2 protein-coding genes and 2 pseudogenes are annotated in these 2,743 nt (G+C 62.2%); 2 read left to right on the forward strand and 2 right to left on the reverse strand.

Annotation, left to right across the window (positions count from 1 at the left end; all coding sequences use genetic code 11):
* Positions 1-104 precede the first annotated feature (104 nt).
* Positions 105-377, reverse strand: a pseudogene (locus ABZS40_RS36570) (IS1380 family transposase); the annotation flags it as partial.
* A 232-nt stretch (positions 378-609) separates the two neighbouring features.
* On the opposite strand from ABZS40_RS36570, the gene ABZS40_RS36575 reads away from it, so the two are divergent.
* On the forward strand, positions 610-1,119 hold the full coding sequence (locus tag ABZS40_RS36575; protein ID WP_354949305.1) for a hypothetical protein: 510 nt from the start codon (positions 610-612) through the stop codon (positions 1,117-1,119).
* Between the two features lie 458 nt (positions 1,120-1,577).
* Here ABZS40_RS36575 and ABZS40_RS36580 read toward each other — a convergent pair whose 3' ends face one another.
* Positions 1,578-1,874 carry a hypothetical protein gene (locus ABZS40_RS36580; protein WP_354949307.1) on the reverse strand — a complete coding sequence of 99 codons (297 nt, stop codon included), beginning with the start codon at positions 1,872-1,874 and terminating at the stop codon, positions 1,578-1,580.
* Positions 1,875-2,093: 219 nt separating this feature from the next.
* On the opposite strand from ABZS40_RS36580, the pseudogene ABZS40_RS36585 reads away from it, so the two are divergent.
* Positions 2,094-2,648: pseudogene (locus ABZS40_RS36585) on the forward strand (ISL3 family transposase); the annotation flags it as partial.
* Between the last annotated feature and the right edge of the window lie 95 nt (positions 2,649-2,743).

A 2,743-nucleotide genomic window follows, 5' to 3' on the forward strand; every position in this document is an offset into this window, starting at 1 on the left:
GTCTTAGAGTGACCACCCTCTATACCGGAGCTCCGCTGCTTCACGTCCCAGACACGCCTTGACACGCCGCCCACCGCCCTAACTGAACGGCGTTGCAACTAGGGCTGATGACGTAGCACGCTCAGATCGGCGATCGCTTCACCGCCGTCGGCGAGCATCACGGCCAGATCGACCGCGACCCGGCCCGGCTCATGAACCGGACGCCGCTGCCGCAACCCGGCAAGCGCATCACCGAAACCACTGGTCAACCCGGTCACCTCAGCGATGTCGGCCAGCAGACGGGCCCCGGCGTGACCGACCACGCCCCGACCCCCACCAGAGACCGCAAGCTTGGGACGCATGCCGGTACGCTGCACCTTGAAAGTGCCTTCCGTGATGGATGGATGAGACCCTAGACAAGTCACATCGTTCCAGGTCAGAAAGCACTTTCGCGTCCCCGCGACCGCCGCCGCGCAGCCCTTAACGAACGGCCGAGGCTAAACACCAACGTGAACAGCAGGTACCCCACTACGCAATAACCTTGCCATTACCGGGGAACTACCCGTAAACTCTCCATCTGATGCCAGTGCGCTAGTAATCGCGTTTGCCGTTGCACTTTTGGAGGGTCCGTTGACGACCGGCGGAGAGGGTTTCGACGGCGAGCTCTTTCGGTTTGAATGGCGCGGCAGTCATTACGTAGGACGGCCCGTTGAGGATCTGTGGACTGCGATTGGCAGGGACGCTGACGGGGAGTGGTGGTTCGACGCCTACTACGTCGGCCGTCTGAGTCTGCACGGCGGTGCGCTGCAGGCGGCCGAATTTGCACGTTGGCTGTTGGCGGTGCCGCCTGATGACTCCTACGAATCGGGGTTCCTGCTCATCGACGATGAGCCTGCGGCTGCTCGGGGCAATTGGAACGACGCTCATCTCAGCATTGAGTTCCTACTGGGCCGAGACGAGCCCGGCGGCCCGGAGTACCTGCAGATCATACCAACCGGATACTCCCAGGCGTTGAAGGTCGGTCTCTCGATCTGCGCCGAGCTGGAATGCCAACCGGTGAGCCGTAGCACCCTGGAACATGCCGCTCGCAGACTCCTCGCGATCGCCGTGGCTCAAGGTCCGCACACCAACGCAACCTGAGCTGGCAGCGGCCCGAACCCCGAGGCGGTCCGCCACCAGGGAATCGCCAATCATTCGTGCGATCCACGCCGCCGCTCGTGACCATCATCGAATAAACTCGGCAAGTTGGCCGGCCGGCCGAATTTCATGTCCCCTGTTCCAGGTAGCAGCCGGCCCAGAAACCTCCACGCTCTACTACTCTGGGTTTCTGAACACGACCTGGAAGCGAGACATGGGCGATGCGTGTTCGGGGTTCAGGCGGTACGAACTTGCGCCGCAGCCCATGGTCCTTGAGGGTTGACACAAAGCCGTCCATATCGCTGAGAGCAGCGACTACGGAAGAGCGGGCTTGGCCACTTCAATTAGCCAACAGGTCGGAGCAACCTGGTGATTTTCTCTGCGACCAAGCCCGACTCTGTGTCTTTTCGCTGACCCACCTCGCTACTGCTCGCCGATGTTTCTTACCGGCGACCGAGGAATCAGGCGTTAGCGTCGTTCACCAACAGCCACAGTTCATTCCTGCCGTTTCCTACATAGTCGCACCTATAGTCGGAGGCGTTACCGCTGTCGAGATACCAGTTTCCACGGTTGAAGCAATCAAAGGCGGACCAGGTGCCACCATAACGCCAGTAGAGACCCTGGGTCTCGACAACGCTGTTGGCGGACGCCGACGCCGAGGCAGGTTCGGCGGCACTGGCCACGGATGCCCCTGCAGCGAACGTCGTACCGACGACGGCTGTGGCGACGATTACGCCGCGAGCGATGGTTTTCAGCAAGTTCTTCTCCTCCTAGTTCGGGCAAAGTCCTAAAGGGACCTTACGAAGATCTGCCTTCACCTTCGCTTCGCACCTGCTTCGCCGCACCTTCGGACGCTGCCTGGGCAGCGATGACTTGAAGGATCATGCGTAAAGCCATGAATCGCATAACCGCATTATCCGGTAGGTGTGGAACCTGTGGTTTTTCACTGTTTCGCGGTGTGATCACTGGTGCGCCGGGCCCTACGCGCCCTGCTGCGCATCTCGTTGCCCACTGGTCGGACGCGCCGAGGTATCGGCATTGACGGTTCTGCTCTGCGCCGGCGGCATCGCTATGCCGCCGTGGTGATCGGCGCCGAGACCTATGAGCGGATCGAGGTACTGCCCGACCGCACCGCCGACACCTTCGAAGCCGTGGCTGCGCGAGTATCCCAGCGTCGAGCCCTTCCGCCGCGCCCTGCCCAACGCGCTGCAGGTCGCGGACAGATGGCACCTATGGCACAACCAATGCGAAGCGGCACTCAGCAGGGTAAAGGCCCACAGCACCTGCTGGGCTCCCATACTGGAGGCACCCATCTACGAGGGGCCCGCGCGGACGACCCTTCGAAGCTGGCATCAGGTCCACGACCTGCTCGACCAGGGCGTAGGCCTACTCAAATCCGCCCGCCGCCTCCAGTTGGCCCTGAACACCGTCCAGCGTTACGCGCGAGCCGACCGAACCGAGCGGATCCTCCGCGTCCCCAAGTACCGTGCCACCCTCTCGTCGACCCCTACCGCGATTACCTACGCAAGCGTCTAGTACTGCAACGGCAGTTGGTCAGGGGTAGCCGTGTCGTCGGTAGTGGCAGGTTCGGGCTTGGTGTTGGCGTCGTCGGCGCCATCGGGACCAG

The organism is Micromonospora sp. NPDC005324 (genome assembly GCF_040607155.1).
Taxonomy (GTDB): domain Bacteria; phylum Actinomycetota; class Actinomycetes; order Mycobacteriales; family Micromonosporaceae; genus Micromonospora; species Micromonospora trifolii.